Raw genomic sequence first — 1,166 nt, 5'->3', positions numbered from 1 at the left:
TCGCCTCGACCTTCACTTTCTGCAGTTTCTTTGGGATGACTGAGGTTTCCTAAGTTGAGCTGAGTGGCGCCATGGGTACTTTGTAATTGTGTAGATATCTGTCCAGTCGTATCATCAAAGCGCAGTTGTCCAAAGCCTTCACCTTGTACTTCCTTGCTTTTTATTCCAGCCAGCTTTTTGGTCTCGGGTAATTGACCTTTATTGTCAAACTTGGTTGGACTGCGCTGTGCTTCATGTATGCGCCCCACCACAAATGGTCGGTCGATATTGCCGTCAAAGAAGTCGATGACCACAATTTCATTAATACGCGGCAAGAATCTTGCGCCATAGCCTTCACCTGCCCACGGTGTGAGTACATCTACCCATGCAGAGTCCGTGTCATTGTCATTACTGCCTGCACCGCCGTCATGGCTATGGTCATCACTTCGGGTAAATAAGAAGCGAACTTTGATTCTTCCCCATTCATCAACATGTATTTCTTCACCGCTTGGTCCAACGACTTTAGCCCGTTGTGGATGAGTGCTTGGACGGTGTTCGAGCGGATTATATGCCGGAACAGTCGGAGTATTACGCCGTTGCAATGTGAGCTGATTGGCCTGACGCTCTGCCTGTTCATGGATGGGTTTAATGTTCCACTGACTTTGTTCAATCAGCTGATTGACTTGTTCAGTGAGATCTTTGGGTAAGTTATTTTGGTTATAGAATTTCTTTTCTGTGATTAAAAATTCTTTGTCTGCACCACTGTGTTGATCGATTTCTGGGTGTTCATTCAGTTCAAACCAATAACCCACTTGTGTATCACGCACGGTCGATTGTGCATTGAATTTTTTCTATTGTAGCTCGTGATATCGCGTTAGATTTTGATTCAGTTTTTCAATCTGACTGTTGGATGAAGCTGTGGCTTGATCTTCACCTGTTAAGTCTTGCATCCATGCAGGGCTGACATGCCATGCTTGTTCTAGGCTTAAGCTGGCATTGTCTTGGCTTTGGCTATGCTGATGTTTGCTTTGGACTGAACCTGCACCTTCTTCTTGGCTGAGGCCATCAGCTTGCCAACGTTGCACATGTACTGCTGTCGGTTGAATGCTACGCTCACCGATAAAGCTAGTGATGCTGTCTTGTTGCTCTGTTGCACTAGAACGATGAAAGCGGATACTGCGACGGCT

General features: G+C 46.0%; 1 pseudogene. It reads right to left on the bottom strand.

Going from position 1 to position 1,166, the window contains the following annotated elements:
• Positions 1-1,166: pseudogene (locus tag HYG93_RS19160) on the bottom strand (type VI secretion system Vgr family protein); the annotation flags it as partial.

This window comes from Acinetobacter sp. SwsAc6 (assembly GCF_013391565.1).
GTDB classification, from domain to species: domain Bacteria; phylum Pseudomonadota; class Gammaproteobacteria; order Pseudomonadales; family Moraxellaceae; genus Acinetobacter; species Acinetobacter cumulans.
The sequence above is the reverse complement of the archived record's forward strand: the minus strand, read 5'-3'. Positions and strand labels throughout refer to the sequence as shown.